The sequence below is a fragment of the Pirellulales bacterium genome (assembly GCA_019694455.1).
GTDB lineage: Bacteria > Planctomycetota > Planctomycetia > Pirellulales > JAEUIK01 > JAIBBY01.
The window spans coordinates 56015-72851 of sequence record JAIBBY010000012.1 but is presented as its reverse complement, the minus strand read 5'-3'; the positions used below and the strand labels follow the sequence as shown (position 1 = coordinate 72851).

Below are 16837 nucleotides of genomic sequence, written 5' to 3'. Positions count from 1 at the left end.
TCTGCAAATTTCCCCTCAAACATGGAGCGGCGGTGGGCAGCCTGCTACTCTGTCGCCAATCTTTGGGCGAAAAACCGATGTATCCGCTGCGATTTCGGCCAGTTTTCAAGCACTACATATGGGGCGGCCACCGTTTGGCTGGCCAATTCAACAAACCGCTTGAACCTGAACAAACGTGCGCTGAAAGCTGGGAGGTCGTCGATCGCGCTCCCAACCAGGGGAACGAGCAAAGCGTGGTCGCTTTTGGACCATTGGCCGGTCTGTCGCTCCACGAATTGGTCACGAAGCATGGCCCCCAGCTATTGGGGCGGCACGCGCCGCAGTCTCGCTTTCCCTTACTTGTCAAACTGCTGGATGCGGCCCAGCCACTATCAGTGCAGGTCCATCCCAACGATGCACAAGCCGCCTTGCTCGATCCACCAGATCGCGGCAAAACCGAGGCCTGGGTGGTGCTGCATGCCGAACCAGGAGCGACGATCCACGCCGGCCTGAACCAGGGCGTCGATCGGCCCGCTTTTGAGCAAGCGATGCAACGCGGCGACTGCGAGGCGTGCCTTAGCACGTTGCAGCCACACCCCGGCGATTGCCTGTTCTTGCCGCCCGGAACGGTCCATGCGCTCGGCGCCGGCCTGGTGGTTGCCGAGATTCAGCAATCGAGCGATGTGACCTACCGCCTTTTCGACTGGAACCGGCATGGCAGCGACGGATTGCCACGGGCCCTTCACGTCGCCGAGGCCCTGGAAGTGATCGACTTCAATGTAGGCCCCCGCTTATTCGAAACCCCGATTGCGACCGAATCTGATCAGGTCGAACGACTGGTAGCCTGCGATCATTTTGTGATCGATCGCTGGCAATTTGATCAAACCAGGCCAATCGGCGGCGGCAATCGCCTGCATCTGCTGGTCGTGTTGGCCGGCGCCGTGAACATCTCTGGCGATCCTGCTGGCGTCCCTGTGTCCGCCGGCGAGGTGGCGCTACTGCCAGCGGAACTCGGGCCAGTTAACCTGACGCCGTTGCCATCCGCCACGCTGCTAGACGTCTATCTTCCCTAAACTGCCTCTTTGGCTGCGAGTCTGACGTCCACCTGCAAGCGCCTCAAGCCATTGCGCAACCGCGACGATGCTTGCAACTAGCCTACCCCATCGCAAGACTCCGCTTCTTGCGCGGCGGCGGCTTAACTATAATCCGCCCCCCGACCAACCGCCGATTTTCGGCTCCAGAGCAATTTTATGCGAACTGCGTTTGCAACCCTCGTGGCTTGTCTCGCCATCTCCGCGGCGGGGTGCAGTTCCAGCGTCGCCATGCCCAACTTCTTCAATCCGGGCAACGTCTACCGGCAGCAGAACGAAGCCGTCCAGTTCGATCCGTATCCCGATAACGACTCCGGGCCGACGACAGGCGGCATGCGGCCACTCGACTACGACCAGCAAATCCCCGAGGTTGATCGCTCGCGATTCGGATCGGGCGGCGTCATGAATCCCGGCAACTGGTTTGGCCGCCGGACGGGCAATCCGCGTCCCTCCGCCGGACCGGTCTCGTCGGGACCGGCGATGTCTGGTCCCAATATGGCCCCGCCGCCGTACTAATCGCATTGCTCCAAGCCGCGATTCGCGGCAAGTACATCGCGCCGGCATCGCCGATTGCGCAAAAAGCCGCCCGCCAGTGGTCGAATGATCCGCTATAATAGCGAGCCATCCCACGCACTGGCCGCCAGTTGCCAAACTCGCAAAGTCGAAGTCTCACGTGCAGCGCCGCACCCGTCCAAAATCCAACCGTCAGAGCAAACCCGTCGCCGCGCGCGACGCCGAAACGCAGGCCGACGAGGCAGGCGCGATGCGTCTGCAAAAGGCGATGGCCGCCGCCGGAGTGGGCAGCCGCCGCAAGTGCGAGGAGTTGATCTTGGCGGGACGCGTCGAGGTCGACGGCCAGGCCGTCTCCGAATTAGGCGCCAAGGTGAATCCCGAGCGCCAAGAGATTCACGTCGACGGGGCCCTCCTCGATAAGGCGCGGTTGGTTTATTACCTCGTCAACAAGCCCGTCGGCGTCGTCACCACCAATTTCGATCCCTCGGGTCGTCCGCGCGTCATCGATCTGGTGCCTCCCGGTCGCGAGCGCGTCTTTGCCGTCGGCCGGTTGGATCGCTCCAGCGAGGGCTTGATTCTTGTCACAAACGATGGCGAACTGGCCGATCAATTAACGCATCCGCGCTACGGCGTTGAAAAAACCTATCAGGTCATTGTCGCCGGCGCGCCAACGCCCGTGGAGCTCGAACAACTGGTCGGCGGCGTCCGCTTGGCCGAAGGGGTGGCCCGTGCCGAGCGAGTCGCCATCCTCAGTCAGCACCAAAAGAGCACCCAGCTAGAGATTGTGCTCCGCGAAGGCAAGAATCGCGAAATTCGCCGCCTCTTGGCCAAGATCGGTCACAAGGTGCTCAAGCTCAAGCGGGTCGGCATCGGGCGGATCAAGGTCAAAGGACTGCCGCTCGGCACATCGCGCCGCTTGACCGCCGAAGAAGTCGATGAACTCCGCGCCGCCGTTCGCCGCGGCAAGAAGCCGCGCGATCCGGCGTCGACGCCGTCGGTGACCAGTCGGGTGCGCGTCGCCCGTGGCGTGCGAAAAAAAGTGGCCGCCGCTCAGGCTGCGCCACATGTAGGTGAATCGACACGTGCCAAGCGCGGCACACAAAAGGGACGCGATCGAACCGGCGGCCGAAGCGCCGTGCCGAAGGGGCGACGTAAGTGAGCCACTGCGAACACGCGCATTTTGCCGATCAAGCCTGGCAGGGCCGAGTTGTTGTTGAGCTAAACGAACGCATTGCCCGCGACACGTTCCGCTTGCGGTTTCGCTGCCCCGAAATCGCCAAGCGCATTGTGCCCGGTCAATTCGTCATGCTCCGTCTGTCGGGTTGTGACGATCCGCTGCTAGGCCGGCCGTTGGCCTTATACGACACGGTACTAGATTCCGCTGGTCAGCCGGTTGGCGTCGAAGTCGTCTATCTGGTGGTCGGCAAAATGACCGCCCGGCTGGCCGCGCTGCGGCCAGACATGCCGCTCGAAGTGTGGGGACCGCTGGGCAATGGATTTCCGGCCGCGCCTGCGAATCATCTTTTGATGGTCGCGGGCGGCATCGGCCAAACGCCCTTTCTCGCCTTGGCGCGCGAGTATCTCGGCATGCGCCAGTACGGCGATCCCCAGCGCTCCGGCGCGGTAGCAAAACGCGTGACCCTGTGCTACGGCGCACGATCAGCCGACTACCACGCGGGGCTCGACGACTTTCGCGCGCTAGGCATTGATTTGCGATTGAGCACCGACGATGGCTCGGCCGGCCATCACGGACTCGTCACGGACTTGCTAAACCAAGCATTGACCGACGCGACCGCTGGTTGCCAGGTGGTCTGCTGTGGCCCGGAACCGATGATGGCCGCTGTGGCTAAATTGACGCGTGCCGCAGGCGTGCCCTGTCTGGTTTCACTAGAAACCCCAATGGCCTGCGGCCTGGGGATCTGCTTTAGCTGCGTGGCGCGAGTGCGCCAAGACGATGGCCAGTGGGACTACCGCCGCACCTGTGTTGAAGGGCCGATTTTCTCAGCCGACGCAATCGTCTTTTGAAGCAGCTTGAAGGGTTGCCTCTCGTCCCGCCCATTGGCTGGGCGCTACTTACTTCGCGCCCAAGGCCTTGATTCGCGCCGTCAATCGCGACTTCACCCGAGCAGCGGCATTGCGGTGAATGAGATTCTTCGCGGCGGCCTGATCGAGCGCTTTTTGCACCAAGGGATAAGCGGCCTTGGCCTCGTCCGCTTGCCCCGCCTCAATGGCGACGGTGGCCTTCTTGATGATCGTTTTCAACTTGCTGCGGCCCGCGCGGTTGCGGGCACGGCGATCGATATCCTGGCGGAAGCGTTTCTTGGCGCTCTTGGTCTGTGGCATGGAGAGTCAGCTTTTCTAGGACAAAGGCCAGCGAACTACGGCTGGTAACGTGATTTGGAATCAGCCTTTATCCTGTATCTCGCTGAGTTTGTCCAGTAGAGCCGCCGTGTCTTTGTAACCGAAATCAAGACCCGCCAATTCCGTGAGGTATTTGTTTGCCCGGGCCGCGTCTTTCAGGCCAATGGCCAGCTTGCCCGCCCGGTACAACGCCAGCTTTCGCCGCTCGGTGTCGACCGCCGAGATCGAGCCAATGGCCCCTTCATAATTGCTCATGGCCAGACTGTACTGCTTGATTTGCTGAAAGCATTCTCCCAGCAACAGCCGCACTTCGCCTTGCCGGGTCAGGTCGCTTTGCGCTTGCTGTAGCAGCGGAATCGCCTCTTTGTACATCCCGGCCCGATGTAGCCGCACACCGAGTTCGTATTTGTAGCCCGTATGGTTGGGATTGCGATCGGCGCGGCCTCGAAACACCTCCATCTCGCGATGGTTCAGCTCGGCCTTCATCTGGTTAAAGGCGTCGATCGTCTCTTGCGTTCGCTTTTCACGGGCTTGCTTTTCGGCGATCGCCACATGCTCCTTCATGCGCGCGAGTTGCACATTTTCGAGCCGCTCAATCAGGTTGATGTCGCGACCCGAAACTTCCACCGCCTTGGTCAACCACTTTTCGCCTTCATCAAGCTGATCCTTATTCAAATGCAACTCGGCCAATTTGACGTAGTTCGACGCATCGGCCGGATCTTTGGCGATCGCCTTTTCCAGTTGTCGCTCGGGCGACATTTGCAACCCAACGGGCGCCGCATCGTCGCTGCGTTGCAGTTTGGCGTCGCGAGTCGATTCCGCTCCCTCGTAGCCCCCCTTGTTAATCGTCTTCTCAACGGTCAAATCGCCGATCGCCTTCGCGGCCTCGGGGTCGCCGGGGACCGCCTTCTGCACGCGTACCCAACAGCGAATGGCGTCGTCGTAGCGCTGCACGCGCGCCAGCGCGCGTCCGGCCAGCCGATTGATTTCGCCGTCGTTGATGTCGGCGTCGAGCGCCGCCTTGAGCAGCGCCAATTGCGAGTCTTCGTAATCCAACTCGTCGCACGCGGCGGCCATCGCCTTGAGCGTCGAAATGTCCCAGGGATTGAGCTTCAAAAAATCGAGCCCCGCCTTGATCGTTCCTTTCCAATCCTTGGAAAGACTGGCCTTCTTGATCGCCGCGCGGGGGCCCGCCCCCTTGATGGCGGCGAGTTTGCTCCCTTTTTTGTTGTTGTTATATTTCTTCTGTTCGTTCGCCAGGAAATTTTGGATGTAGAGCACGTTCGCCGGATCGCCCAACACGCAACTGGTGAACATTTCCTCCGCGTAGTCGAAGCTGCCTTTCGCCATCATCTGATTGCCGCGATTAAACAACTCCTGCAGGCGAGCGCGGGTTTGCGGCGAGATCGGCTGCCGACCGGTGGTGTCTTGGCTTGCCATAGTGGCTGAAACTGCGCGGTGCGGAGGGGAGGCGAATAGCGCCTAATGAGCCGGCGCCGACGAAGAATTTGAGTCTCACACCACTTTAACTCAATCGCGCATCCACGCAAACGGGCCGCATTTCATGTCCCTCAAGCCCCGCTCCACTGCTGCCATGGTCTACCTGGTGGGCGCCGGACCCGGCGATGCGGACCTGATTACGCTGCGCGGAGTCGAGTGCCTGCAACAGGCCGATCTGGTCCTCTACGACTACTTGGTCAATCCGCGCGTCCTCAAGCATGCCGCGCCGCAAGCGGAGATCGTCTGCCTCGGACGCCATGGCGGGGGACGCCTTTGGTCGCAAACCGAAATCAATCGGCGCATGATCGCCGCGGCCCAGGAAGGTCGAGCGGTGGTTCGGCTGAAGTCTGGAGACCCCATGATCTTTGGACGCGCCGCGGAAGAGGTGCAAGCCCTGGTCGCGGCGCGGGTTCCCTTCGAAATCGTCCCCGGCGTGACCACCGCCGTCGCCATCAGCGCCTATGCGGGCGTGCCGCTCACCCATCGCGACATCGCGTCGGCCGTCGCCTTCGTCACGGGACAGGAACAAGACGGCAAGGCGGCATCGGCAATCGATTATCGCGCCCTGGCCGCGTTTCCGGGAACGCTAGTGGTCTATATGGGAGTGACCACGGCGCCGCATTGGTGCGCTGCCTTGATTGCGGCCGGCAAACCGGCGGATACGCCCGTCGCCATCGTGCGCCGCTGCTCCTGGCCAGATCAGCAAACGATCCGCTGCGTGCTGCGCGACGTTGCCGAGCGACTGCAGCTTGAAAAGCTGCGGCCGCCAATCGCCTTTGTCGTGGGACCCGTCGCCGCGGAAACGAGCGGCATTGACTGGTTCACCAGTCGGCCACTGTTTGGCAAGACGGTGATCGTGACCCGCGCGGACGAGCAGCAAAATGAACTGCGACGGCTATTGGAGCAGCAAGGCGCCCAGGTGCTCTCGTCTCCGGCCATCGTGATCGGCGCGCCAGCGGACCAGGCGGCGGTCGACGACGCAATCGCGCGGCTGTCCAGCTACGACTGGCTGGTGTTCTCCAGCGCCAATGGCGTGCGCTATTTTCTAGAGCGATTGATTTTGCTGGGCGGTGATCTGCGCGCGCTCGGCGGCGCCAGGATTGCCGCCATTGGCTCAGGGACCAGCGAAGCGCTGATGCGCTACCGCCTGAAGTCTGATCTTCAGCCACAGGACTACCGCGCCGAAGCGCTTGCCGGCGCGCTTGCCCCACTTGTGCGCGACAAACACTGTTTGCTGCTGCGCGCTAGCCGTGGGCGCGAGGTGCTCAGCGAGCGCTTGCAGGAGGCCGGCGCTCACGTCGACCAGGTGATTGTCTATCAAAGTCGCGACGCCAACGAACCCGATGCAAGCGTTGCTGCCGCACTTTCGGGGGGAGACGCTGATTATCTGACCGTCACTAGTAGCGCCATTGCCCGTGCAGTGGTGCGACAGTTCGGCGAAGCGCTTCGCCGCACACGCCTCGTCAGCATTAGTCCGATCACCTCAGACGCGCTGCGCGCCGTGGGCTATCCGCCGCAATTAGAGGCCCAAACGTACAACATGCGCGGAATGGTTGAAGCGATCCTTGCCGATGCGGCGGCCAGTTCTTAGCGTCCAGGTAAACTTTGCCGGCCGCGCAATCCGATTGATCGACGTCGCTTCACATCTGGCCGCCTGCGAGAGTGAAATCGTCGAGCGCCGCTGCCGTCCACGCCGATTGCCTAGTATAGGTGCGAGGCCCTTTCGATTGTCCATGGATGGATTGTCGATGCGTGTGCAAACCGATGCTGGCTCGTTTGTCATCTCGCTCGATCTGGCGGCGCCGCGACCGCTCGAAGCAGCGCCATCGCGGGTGGGAGACCTGGTCAAGTTGCTCAGTGGGCTAGGTTTGTCCGCAACCTGGTTCTGTCCCGATCCGGCCGCATCAAAGTCGCTCGACCGTGTCTTAAGCGTCAGTCCAGTGCAAGAGGTAGGTCTGGCGACAGATGCCACCTGGGCAGGCCCCTCCGCGACCCGAACCGTATACCACCGCGAGTTGACACGACGACTCGATCGCGCCGCGGCCGCAGGGTTGCAAGTAAGCAGCTTGGCCAGCGACACGGAATCGAATCATCTCGATGTGGCGGCGCGCTGGGGAGTTACCGCCCTGCGACTTGCTCCGAAAAGCGAATCGGTTTCACTGGTTGCTCGGTCATTGCGGTTGTTCAGGTCTGGCGCCGGCGTTTGCGGTGCGTCGCCGCAACCGACGCGCTTTGGACTGTGGAGAGTTGACGCGTCGGTTCATTTTCCTGATCGCGAGCGCTTCTCGCTGGGCGGCTCAGTGCGCAGCGCCAATCGCTCGTTAGCTTCCGCGGCGGCCGGAGGTTTCTTTCATTTGGCGATCAACGTCGCGCTGTTGGATCAGGCCGGCGCCGCCGGCATCAAGGCGCTCGAACGCGTCTTGAGCTATTCCGTCCAGCAGCAGCAACTGGCCATTGTCAATGTGCGGGAGTACGTCCAGCGCAGGCTACAAGAACGCAAACCGCAACCCGCCCAGTCAATTCTGCATCGCCGTGCCGCTTGAGCCTTTGCTGAGACTATGCTTGCTCTCGAAATGAGCTCCAGCTCATATACCCCAGTATGGCGGCGGCCACCACAAACAAGCTATCCATCAGTTTGCTGACCCCGCCTAGCGGGACACCGATCGCCAGATCCGCGCCAAAAACCAGAATCAACAAGGCTGAGACAACCAGCCCTGAGATGGTGAGGGCCTTCGGCATTCCAACAGACTCCTGCAAGCGGATCGGTAGGGGGCGGCAAGTGTTCCGAGTATAGTTGGCGCTGGCCCTCAGGGCCACGAGGTTCGCCCGCCGCCTTGCATACGTGATTCGGCAAACTTCGCCTTGCTCATCACCAGTTTTGCCCTGGCGGAAATCGGACTGGCTATGTCGACTGTAGCACCGCCAACTTGGGAGCAGTTTCGGGCTCAAATGCCCGTGGCCCAGCGGTACGCCTACTTCGATCATGCGGCGGTGGCGCCCCTTTCTCAGCCGGCGGCGTCCGCGCTAGTTGAATACGCCGAGCAATTGGCCAATAGCGGCGCCAAGTTGTGGAGCCAATGGGAGCTAGGCGCCGAGGCCACCCGGCAGACCGCGGCACGGCTCATTGGCGCACATGTCGACGAGATAGCTCTGGTCGGCAACACCACGCAGGGAATCGGATTGGTGGCCGAGGGTTTTCCGTGGCGTCCCGGCGACAACGTAGTCGTGCCGCCGTACGAATTTCCCTCGAATCTTTACCCTTGGCTCAACCTTCAAAGCCGAGGCGTCGAAACGCGCCGCGTGCCTGCCAATAGCGAAGCTCTCGACCTGAATGCGCTAGCCGCTGCTTGCGACCAGCGCACACGCCTGATTGCCGTAAGCTGGGTCGGATATGCGACCGGCTGGCGCAACCATCTCGAGCAGATCGCCGCGCTTGCGCAGGATCGCGGCATTGCCTTGCTGGTCGACGCCATCCAGGGATTGGGCGTGCTGCCGCTTCAGGTCGATCAGCTTGGAATCGACTTCCTCGCCGCCGATGGGCACAAATGGATGCTCGGCCCCGAAGGCGCCGGGCTGCTCTATATCCGCCGCAGCCGACTTGAGGAACTGCGGCCGCTCAATGTGGGCTGGCATAGCGTGCGCCATGCCGGCGACTTCACTAGGACTGATCTGGATCTCAAGCCGGCCGCCTCTCGATTCGAAGGAGGTTCGCAAAATCTGGCGGGCTGCTTGGCCCTGGGCGCCAGTCTGCGGTTGTTGGAAACCTATGGCATTGATCGAATCTCCGAGCGACTGCTGGAATACACCGACCGTCTCTGCGATCGACTGACCCGAATCGGAGCGCGCATCGTCAGTCGCCGCGAAGATGGCCATAGCAGCGGGATCGTTGCGTGCGAACTGCCCGGCCGCGACCCTGCCCAGTTACGGCGCCACTGCGCCACGCGCGACGTGATCGTCAATCATCGTGCGGGAAGGTTGCGGCTCAGTCCGCACGTTTACCAAAACGACGACGATCTCGACCGCCTCATCGACGCCTTGGTCACTGCTACTCGCTAGTTTCGCATCCGCTGCATTATCAATACGACGGCGCGCGCCATCATTTTGACCTGGTGTAAATGCGCCGCGGCATGGCAATCTGCTCGATTTGTCCCGGTTTTGCGGCGTTTCTCCTGGTCCCAGATATTTGGCACGCCCGGTGCGAAGTATTGCCTTCGCAACGAGCGATGAGTTGGAACCTCATCGCGGCGCTTCGCCAAACAGAAAGGAACATGCGATGAAACGCGGACTGTTGGCCCTGGTCGTGCTGGCGAGCATGACGTTTGCCTCCGGTACTGTCATGGCTGGTGGGTGGGGCCATGGCGGCGGTTACGGAAATGGTTGGCAGAGCAACTATTGGGGCGGACACCACAATCATTATCGGCCACACTGTGCTCCTTACGGTCGATTCCCCGGAAGCTATGGCAGCGGCTTCCGCTACGGCGCCGGCTACGGGATGGGCTATGGGGCCGGTTATGGCGCCGGCTTTGGCGCTCCGGGCTTCCGGTATCCGAGCTACGGATATCCCGGTGGCGGGTTCGGCTTCTACTTCAACCGCTAACGCGGTCAAACAGCCGGCGCTGTGATGGCGCAATGCGAACCTTCCGCTTGGCGACAGGCGGAAGGTTTTTTTCGCGCGCGGGATATAGGACTGCTGGATATTCGCCGCCGTGGTTCGTAATCTTGTGGCACCCAAATACGAACCAGCACGAAGCGATTGGCGGTATGGCGATCCAGTTTTTGTACTTTGACCTCGGCGGCGTGCTCCTGAAGTTCAGCCATGCGCGCATGTGCCGGCAGATAGCGCAGGTGGCGGGCGTCGAAACAGAGTCAGTGCGCCACGCGTTGTTCGATACTGGCTTGGAAATCGATTACGAGCGAGGCGATATTGGCACGGCTGAATTCTACGAGCGAATTTGCCAGCAGATCGAGCGCCGGCCACCCTTGTCGCAACTGGCCGTTGCGGCGAGCGACATCTTTGAAGTGAACGTCTCAACCTGCGGCGTGCTGGCCAGTCTGTGGGGCGCCGGCTATCGACTAGGATTGCTCTCGAACACCAACGAGTTGCACTACAATTTTTTTGCGGACGGTCGGTATAGCCTGATTCCCAAGCCGTTTGAAACATTGGCATTGAGCTTCCGCATAGGCGCCGTCAAGCCTGAAGCAAAGATCTATCACGCCGCCGCCGAGTTGGCTGGCGTGGCGCCGGCCGAGATCTTCTTCGTTGACGATGTTCTGGGGAATGTCGAAGGGGCGCGTGACGCCGGGTTCGACGCCGTGCAATATGTAGGCAACAGTCAATTGGTGCGCGATTTGCGCGCCCGTGGCTTGCGATTCAACTACTAAAGCTGAAGCCATCAAGACCGAATGGCCTGGGAGTGGATGGTGCGATTCGCCGCAAAAACGCTGCTTTTCATTTTCATCTCATCGTCCGCGCTGGCGCAACTTCCACCAGAGGAGGCCGTCAAAAAGCTGCAATCTCCGGCCGGCGCCGTGGTGGAATTGTTTGCCGCCGAACCGCTGCTCACCAATCCGGCCGCCATCGATGTCGATACTCAGGGTCGAGTCTGGGTTGCCGAGATTCAGCACTACCGCGGCCAGGCAAAGATGCCGCCAGCCGACAAAATCAAAGTGCTCCAAGACACTGACGGCGACGGACGTGCGGATCGCGCGACCGTGTTCGCCGAAGGACTGTTCTGTCCCATGAGCGTTTGCGTTGCCGGGCCCAAGGTGTACGTCGCCACCAGTCCGGACCTGTGGGTCTTTGAAGACAACGATGGCGATCTTCGCGCCGATGGCCCACCAAAAAAGCTTCTTACCGGCTTTGGCGGGCACAATCACGACCACGGCGCGCACAGCCTGGTGCTCGGTCCTGATCATAAGTGGTGGATGGCGCATGGCGACGGCGGTTTCGACGTCACTGGCGCCGACGGATCGCATATCAAATACCAGTGGGGCGCCATGCTGCGCGGCGAGTTGGATGGCACGCGACTCGAAACGGTCGCCGTCAATTTTCGCAACCCTTACGAGCTATGCGTCAATTCATTTGGCGAAGTGATTTGCAGCGACAACGACAACGATGGCAACCAGAGCGCGCGCATTTGCTGGATCATGGCAGGGGGCGACTATGGTTGGTTTGGTCATCCTCCCGCCAAAGTTCCACCCGGCACGCCGTTTGGCGAGCATTGGCATTTTCGGGGGCATGTGCCCGGCTTTGTGCCGGCCACGCTGGTCACCGGATTTGGTTCGCCGTGTGGCATTTGCTGTTATGAAGGCGCCGCCTTTCCCAAGCTGCGCGGCGCCGCGCTGCACTGCGATGCCGGGCCACGCGAGGTTCGCGCATATCGACATACGCCGTCGGGCGCTGGCATGACCGCCACCAGCGAATTGCTGATTACCAGCCAAGGCGACGACTACTTTCGCCCCGATGATATTTGCGTGGCGCCCGATGGCACGCTGTTCATCGCCGATTGGTACGACGGCGGTGTGGGCGGGCATGCCTACAACAACCCCCATCAAGGCCGCATCTACCGACTAAAACCGAGCGTGGCGCTAGAGCCACCGCTCGCGAAACCCGGACCGTATACAACTGCCAGCGCTGCGCTGGCCGCGCTTGCCAGTCCCAATCTGGCAACGCAATTCCTCGCTCGCGAGCATCTGCTGGCGACTCCGGCGGAAACAGTCCCCGCTTTGCAATCGCTAGTTGCAACAGCTCAGCCAGAACTGGCCGCACGAGCGTTGTGGCTATTAGACCGCATTGGCGGGGATGCGCGGCAAGCGGTCGTTCAGCAACTCTCGAGCAAAGCGCCGCGTGATCGCGAACTGGCTGTGCGCATTCTCGCTCGGCATGGCGAACAATACATGCCACTGATCTTGGAGCGGCTGGGAGACGAATCGCCAGGCGTCCAACGCGAGGCGCTGCTGGCCATCGGTCAATCCCCGACCGACGCGGGCCGCCAAGCCTTGTTGCGGTACGCCAGGGGCTATCGCGATGGCGATCGCTATCTGACGGAAGCGATGCACATCGCCGCCAGGTCGAACAAGGCCGAACTGTTCGATGTTGTTTCGCGGCCAGAATCGACATCTCTTGAACGCTTCGATCTGTTGCAAGCCCTCGACTCGGATCGCGCGGCGACGATGCTGGCCGCCGAACTGGAACGAGCGAGCGCGCCTGAACGCGTGCCCGCCATCGTGAATCGTCTGTCATGGATCGACTCGCCCCAGGCGGGCCGCGCGGTTTGGAGCGTGGCGCGCAATCCTCAATTTGGCGCCGAGGTTCGCGCCACGACTTTGAAGCTCGTGAGTCGCAATCTGGCTGGCGCCTGGAAACCGCTGCGCGACGACGCCGGTTTCGATGGCGATCTCCGCGCAGTACTTGTCGAGCCCACCTTGTGCGGCGCCGCCATCGAGTTGATTGCTGAACACGCCATTACTTCGCAGGGCGACGCGCTGATCGATTTGCTGGCCGACAGTTCGCTGAAAGCAGCCGATCGGCAGGCGGCCGCCGTGGCGCTGGCGCGAATTCGACCAGCCGAGGCCGAACGTAAACTCGCGGCGCTAGCTGCATCGCCGGACGACATGACTCGGCATTTGACGCTCGACACGCTGATTCGCATGCAGGCCTGGCTTCCGCTCGCCGATTTGTTCGCCGCCGCCGACGAAGCCATGCGGCGGCAGATCGTCGGTCAGATGGCGCATGAGTCGGCCGGCGCAATCGCGCTTTACAAGTGGATCGATTCTGGCAAGTTGTCTGGCGCCTTGAGCGAGGTGGCCATCGCCGCGGCCATCAAACATCCAGACACCAATGTGCGCGTGCTGTACGATCGCTTCGTGCCCGAGGATCGCAAACCCAAGCGATTGGGCAGCGACGTTTCCGCCGCTGCGATTCTTGAATTGGCGGGCGACGCGCGGCGCGGTCGCGAGGTGTTCTTGCGCAGCGCCGCGGCGCAGTGCAACAAGTGTCATGCCATTGGCGGAGCAGGGGGGGCCATCGGTCCCGACCTGACCACCATTGGCAAGAAGTACGAGCGAGCGGCGCTCTTGGAAACCATTTTGCAACCTTCCAAGGCGATCGCGCCCGAGTATGTTCCGTACTTGATTGAGACCAGCGCAGGCCAGATCCACCTGGGATTTGTGGCCCAACGCGACGACCGCGAGGTAGTGCTGAAGGACGCCGAGAATCGCATCATGCGCATTCCAGTCGACCAGATCGAATCGATCGAAGCGCAGACCAAGTCGCTGATGCCCGAATTGGTGTTGCAGGAAGTCACGGCGCAAGACGCCGCCGACTTGCTGGCCTATCTCACCAGTCTCAAGGGGCCTTAGTCGCGTCTTGCGCGGCGACAAATTTGCGAACCCATCGCCCGTGTGTTCCACTGTCCTCATTACGGCCATACTCTCGCCACGTTGTGGGATTCGCACATGCAATTCGGCCAAGATCGCCCAGACGCGGCGCCTGATCGTCGTGGTTTTCTCGCCGGCGCCGCGGTCGCCGCGGCGGTGATGGCCGTGCCGGGCGCCGCGCGTGCGGAGGCCAGCGAGCGACTGGTGTTTGGGGCGATCGGTTGTGGCGGACAAGGCTCGTTCCTGGCGCGCAGCTTTGCCGGTCAACCCGACGTCGAGTTGGCCTACGTCTGCGATGTGGATGCCAGCCGTGCCCATGAGGCGGCCGCCAAGATTGAGGAAATCACTCAAAAGCGTCCGCAAGTTGTCAGCGACCTCCGCCAAGTGCTTGACGACAAATCGGTAGACGCCGTCATCGTCGCGACACCCGATCATTGGCACGGACCCGCGGCCATCCTGGCGTGCCAGGCCGGCAAGCACGTCTATGTCGAAAAGCCCTGCGCTCACAACATTCGCGAAGGGCGCATGATGATCGAGGCCGCTCGCCGCCACAATCGCGTGGTGCAGGTCGGCACGCAAAGCCGTAGCGCCGCGCATATTCAAAAGGCGTTTGAACTACTACGGCAAGGCGCCATTGGCGATGTGTTGGTCGCCAAGGCCTGGAACAGTCAACTGCGCGGCGAGATTGGCCGCGGAGTCCAACCGAGCGAACCGCCCGCCGGGGTCGATTACGACGCCTGGATCGGGCCGGCGCCGTTTGTTCCCTTTCAGGCCAATCGTTTTCATTACGGCTGGCATTGGTGGCACGACTTCGGCACTGGCGACATGGGCAACGACGGCATTCACGAAGTCGATATCGCCCGTTGGGGCCTCGGCGTCGAATCCCATCCCAATCGAGTCGCGGCGCTGGGCGGCAAGTATCGCTTCGACGACGATCAACAATTCCCCGACACGCAATACGTGGCCTTCGAGTACGCAGGCGATGGGACAGTCGGGCACAAGCGGCAACTTGTTTTCGAGATGCGGCTTTGGTCGCCGTATGTGCAAGAAGGGCACGAGAACGGCAATGCCTTCTATGGAACTGATGGCTTGCTGGTACTCGGTAAAAAGGCGGGCTGGCAGTTATATGGCCGCAAGAACAAACTGATCGATTCGATGAAGGCCGACGAGTTGGGAACGCCCCACCATCGCAACTTCATCGATTGCATTCGATCGGGCAATCGCCCGAACGCCGACATCGAAATCAGTCACTTTTCTACGGCGCTCTGCCACCTCGGCAACATCGCCTGCCGAGTTGGTCGCCAACTTCAGTTCGATTCGACCAGTGAAAGAATCGTTGGCGACAACGAAGCCGATCGGCTGGTCGGTCGCACGTATCGCGAGGGGCATTGGGCCGTGCCGAGGACTCAGACATAACAGTCTGGCCAGTGGTAGCCACGCGTTGCCCGGCGCGGCGCTACTGCCTCGAACAAGCCGTCCGCCGACCTATTTCGTCCGCATCATGAAGATCGAATTGTCAGCCACATCGAACAGCGGCCGCCAAGGGCTGCAGCTCGACGCGGTGGCGCCGCCGCCGATGTGCCACACCAGGTTCATGCTCAGATTCCACGACTCCTGATTCACCCCGCCGTTCGCGCCCCCTTGACTGGGGATCAGGTAGTTGGCGTTGCCGCTGATGGCCAAATAATTGCCGAGCGGCACGCGGTAGTCGCCGCCGAACAGACCATCGGAAGTGTCAGTGAATCCGCCCCACACTCGACCTTGGCCAAAATTGCTAAACGTCTTGCGATAGAAGAACGCGAATAGATCGACCGATTCCCAAGTGGTGGTGATCAACTGTCCGTTGTTCTCGTAGTTGGCAGTCGCCGAGTCGGTGCCCACACTGGTCCAAAAACCGAGTTCTTCACCCTGCGAACCGACAAAGCTGATCTCAGCGCGCACCTTGCTCATGCGCTGATTGACGAAGTATTCGTCGTTCAGCCCGTCGAAGGCCACGCCCCATTGCCAGGGGTCGCCGGCGATGGCTCGCTGGAACATGCCCACCGTGATGAAGTACTGCGTTCGGCTGGCCGAAGTGCGAAAGAAGTTGTTGTTGCCCGACAAATCACTGTGCAAGATTTGACCACCCACCTGGTACCCAAGTCGCCGCGCGTACCAGAGGGCCGAGCCCCAGTTGATGCCTTCATGCAAACCGAAGTTGCCGTTTTGGCCACGGTCGACTGGTCCCTTGAAGGCATGAAAACCGCCAAACACACTGAGGTTCTGAAGCCAACCGTGATGCCCGCATCCGCCGCCCCCGCAGGATGGCCCGCAAGTATCGCACGATCCACACTCCGCGCAATCACCGCCAAATTGCTGGTCTTCGAACATGAAGTCGGGATCAGCGTCGCTCATCAAGAATTGATCGCCATTGATTGGCGGCGCGGGGCCACGTGCGCCCGACCGAGGTTCCGTTTCCAGCGAATCATCAATCAGCGGAAGTTCTTCTTGGGCCGGCGTCGGCCCGGTGGGACGGTCGCCCGAATACGCCGATGGCGGCGCCTGACGCGCATTGTTGATCACCATCGAGCGATGCGAAGCGGGCGCCACTCCACCGGCTTCCATATCGGCGCCGCGCCGCTGATGCATTGCTTGTTCGGCCCAGTCGTCCGGCGCATCTTGCACCTCCTCGACGGGCGGTAGTTCTGGCGCGGGCAATCGCTTGCGCGGCGCGCGCCGGGCAGGTGTGTAGCTTGCCTTCACCGCTTCGGGGGCAAAGAGCGCAGGGCCTTCTTCGCTGGCCGGCGACTGCTCGGCGGCCGGCATGGCGCGCGGCGGAGTCTCACGCCGGGCCGTCTCACGCGGCGACGATTCGGCCGTCGTCCCAGGCCGACGCCAGCCATCGGCCTGCGCGTTGGCGGCCAAGCCAAAGCAAGAAATGAGCGCCAACAATCCGGAGATGGCGCCACCAAGGTGCTTGCGCTGATTCGCAGTCATGCCTGACATCCGATAGCAGTGAACTACCAACAAAATGG

Annotated in this window: 15 protein-coding genes; 11 read left to right on the top strand and 4 right to left on the bottom strand. The window is 61.5% G+C overall.

What is annotated here, in order from left to right:
* Positions 1 to 77 precede the first annotated feature (77 nt).
* The 4 genes from K1X71_07115 to K1X71_07100 all read left to right on the top strand — a co-directional run bounded on the left by K1X71_07115 (position 78) and on the right by K1X71_07100 (position 3608).
* The gene (locus K1X71_07115; GenBank protein MBX7072904.1) at positions 78 to 1052 is read left to right on the top strand and encodes a class I mannose-6-phosphate isomerase; all 975 of its coding nucleotides are present in this window, start codon (positions 78 to 80) and stop codon (positions 1050 to 1052) included.
* A gap of 201 nt (positions 1053 to 1253) precedes the next feature.
* A complete protein-coding gene (locus K1X71_07110) occupies positions 1254 to 1586 on the top strand; it encodes a hypothetical protein (GenBank protein ID MBX7072903.1) in 333 nt (110 codons plus the stop codon).
* A 157-nt stretch (positions 1587 to 1743) separates the two neighbouring features.
* Positions 1744 to 2742: an rRNA pseudouridine synthase gene (locus tag K1X71_07105; protein ID MBX7072902.1), complete on the top strand. Its 999-nt coding sequence runs from the start codon at positions 1744 to 1746 to the stop codon at positions 2740 to 2742.
* A complete protein-coding gene (locus K1X71_07100; GenBank protein MBX7072901.1) occupies positions 2739 to 3608 on the top strand; it encodes a dihydroorotate dehydrogenase electron transfer subunit in 870 nt (289 codons plus the stop codon). The genes K1X71_07105 and K1X71_07100 overlap by 4 nt, the downstream gene beginning before the upstream one ends.
* 48 nt (positions 3609 to 3656) lie before the next feature.
* Here K1X71_07100 and rpsT read toward each other — a convergent pair whose 3' ends face one another.
* Both rpsT and K1X71_07090 read right to left on the bottom strand, forming a co-directional pair.
* Positions 3657 to 3926, bottom strand: coding sequence for a 30S ribosomal protein S20 (gene rpsT / locus K1X71_07095; GenBank protein MBX7072900.1), 270 nt, complete (start codon positions 3924 to 3926; stop codon positions 3657 to 3659).
* Between the two features lie 60 nt (positions 3927 to 3986).
* On the bottom strand, positions 3987 to 5384 hold the full coding sequence (locus tag K1X71_07090; GenBank protein ID MBX7072899.1) for a hypothetical protein: 1398 nt from the start codon (positions 5382 to 5384) through the stop codon (positions 3987 to 3989).
* Positions 5385 to 5508: 124 nt separating this feature from the next.
* Here K1X71_07090 and cobA point away from each other — a divergent pair, with 124 nt between their 5' ends.
* Positions 5509 to 7035: a uroporphyrinogen-III C-methyltransferase gene (gene cobA, locus K1X71_07085; protein ID MBX7072898.1), complete on the top strand. Its 1527-nt coding sequence runs from the start codon at positions 5509 to 5511 to the stop codon at positions 7033 to 7035.
* A 157-nt stretch (positions 7036 to 7192) separates the two neighbouring features.
* Entirely contained in the window at positions 7193 to 7987 is a 795-nt protein-coding gene (locus K1X71_07080; GenBank protein MBX7072897.1) for a hypothetical protein, read from the top strand.
* A 13-nt stretch (positions 7988 to 8000) separates the two neighbouring features.
* On the opposite strand, the gene K1X71_07075 is transcribed toward K1X71_07080, so the two are convergent.
* A complete protein-coding gene (locus tag K1X71_07075) occupies positions 8001 to 8183 on the bottom strand; it encodes a hypothetical protein (protein ID MBX7072896.1) in 183 nt (60 codons plus the stop codon).
* Between the two features lie 165 nt (positions 8184 to 8348).
* Here K1X71_07075 and K1X71_07070 point away from each other — a divergent pair, with 165 nt between their 5' ends.
* The 5 genes from K1X71_07070 (at position 8349) to K1X71_07050 (ending at position 15239) form a co-directional block, all read left to right on the top strand.
* Positions 8349 to 9500 (top strand): aminotransferase class V-fold PLP-dependent enzyme, encoded by a 1152-nt coding sequence (locus K1X71_07070; protein ID MBX7072895.1) that lies wholly within the window; start codon positions 8349 to 8351, stop codon positions 9498 to 9500.
* Between the two features lie 217 nt (positions 9501 to 9717).
* The gene (locus K1X71_07065; GenBank protein ID MBX7072894.1) at positions 9718 to 10041 is read left to right on the top strand and encodes a hypothetical protein; all 324 of its coding nucleotides are present in this window, start codon (positions 9718 to 9720) and stop codon (positions 10039 to 10041) included.
* A gap of 164 nt (positions 10042 to 10205) precedes the next feature.
* Positions 10206 to 10826, top strand: a complete 621-nt coding sequence (locus tag K1X71_07060) for an HAD family phosphatase (protein ID MBX7072893.1) — start codon at positions 10206 to 10208, stop codon at positions 10824 to 10826.
* Between the two features lie 39 nt (positions 10827 to 10865).
* Complete coding sequence (locus K1X71_07055) at positions 10866 to 13805, top strand: HEAT repeat domain-containing protein (protein MBX7072892.1); 2940 nt, start codon at positions 10866 to 10868, stop codon at positions 13803 to 13805.
* Positions 13806 to 13901: 96 nt separating this feature from the next.
* Positions 13902 to 15239: a Gfo/Idh/MocA family oxidoreductase gene (locus tag K1X71_07050; GenBank protein ID MBX7072891.1), complete on the top strand. Its 1338-nt coding sequence runs from the start codon at positions 13902 to 13904 to the stop codon at positions 15237 to 15239.
* A gap of 69 nt (positions 15240 to 15308) precedes the next feature.
* Here K1X71_07050 and K1X71_07045 read toward each other — a convergent pair whose 3' ends face one another.
* Positions 15309 to 16799 (bottom strand): hypothetical protein, encoded by a 1491-nt coding sequence (locus K1X71_07045; GenBank protein ID MBX7072890.1) that lies wholly within the window; start codon positions 16797 to 16799, stop codon positions 15309 to 15311.
* Positions 16800 to 16837: the final 38 nt, after the last annotated feature.